The sequence below is a fragment of the Arthrobacter sp. TJ-217 genome, assembly GCF_058269255.1.
Genome location: NZ_JBZCNJ010000027.1, coordinates 1 through 1,381, shown reverse-complemented (window position 1 = coordinate 1,381; position 1,381 = coordinate 1). Strand labels below are relative to the sequence as shown.

1 protein-coding gene is annotated in these 1,381 nt (G+C 65.9%); it reads left to right on the top strand.

Annotation, left to right across the window (positions count from 1 at the left end; genetic code table 11):
- The first annotated feature begins 611 nt into the window (after positions 1 to 611).
- Positions 612 to 1,268, top strand: a complete 657-nt coding sequence (locus tag AC4D2R_RS18005) for a DUF305 domain-containing protein (protein ID WP_490941470.1) — start codon at positions 612 to 614, stop codon at positions 1,266 to 1,268.
- Positions 1,269 to 1,381: the final 113 nt, after the last annotated feature.

Genomic DNA, 1,381 nt, shown 5'->3' with positions numbered 1-1,381 from the left:
CGGACCGAGCGCCCGCGAGGCGTCGACGATCCGGTCCACGATAGGCCGCAGGAGGCCTTGGCTTCGGACGGTTGAAATGGCCGCCTGCGGGTAAGCACCGCCCATATATCGCCCGACGGGTCGCCGCGTAACCGGACCCCAGCGGCGCGCGAACCGGGTAATACTCCCTTGACAGATACCCCCATGGGGTATATTTTCGGTGTACCTGAAAAGGCCGTCCCGCCCCCTCGAAGGGGTTCCACGCCGTAAAGGTCTCCACTCCGCGCAGCCCGGCGGGTCCGCCTCCGCATCTGGTGCGCCAAGACCAAATTCACACCTCGACGATTTGGGAGATCACCATGACCGGCACCCCCGCCTGTTCCTGCTGCGCGGAACCGTCCTTCCCTGGACCATACAGCGCCGCGGGCCGCCCGCTTTGTCCTGGACCTCACTGCCGGCCCGTGCTCCTTCCCTGACCAAGCTCTGTATCAGCCGCACCTAAAGGCGCGCCCGCCTGCCTTCCTCCGGCGGTAGGCACCCGGGCCCTCCAGGGCCCACGTCACCGAGTTCATACGCCCGCCCCAGCGGGCAATCCCACAGTTGCACAGACGAGCATTGAAGGACTTTTCACCATGAACACCACAAAGCGTTCGCTCTCCCTGTCCGCCCTGGCCGTCGCCGCCCTCATTCTGGCCGGGTGCGGTGCGACCGGCGGATCCAACACCACCTCCACCATGCCGCCCAGCCCGGACCAGAGCATCTCCGCCTCCCCGCAGGCCGGGCAGGAAGCATCGACCAAGCACAACGAGGCCGATGTGCTGTTCGCCCAAATGATGATCCCGCACCACCAGCAGGCGGTCGAAATGAGCGAAATGATGCTCGCCAAGGACGGCATCAGCGCCGAAGTCACCGACTTGGCCACCCGCATCAAGGACGCCCAGGGCCCCGAGATCGAAACCATGACCGGATGGCTCGAAGCCTGGGGTGAACCCCTGGAGCCCGAGGGCGGCGCCGAAGGCCACGACATGGGAGACATGGGTGCGGATTCCGGATCCATGAACGGCATGATGAGCGAGGACCAGATGGCCGAGATTGCATCCACCGAAGGCGACGAAGCCTCGCGGATGTTCCTTGAATCCCTGACCGCCCACCACAAAGGCGCAATCGACATGGCGCGGGAGCAGATCGACAACGGCCAGAACACCGAAGCCATCGCCCTGGCCGAAACCGTCATCGAAACCCAGGGAGCCGAAATCCAGGAAATGCAAACCCTGCTCGCCGGCCTCTGACCGGCCAGCAGAACCCACCCTCCCGGGGCGGAACCGGCACCCGCCAGGCCCGCCCCGGGCACTCCCTGCCTCCTACCTCCTGCCTCCTGCCTCCTGCCTCCTGCCTCCTGCCT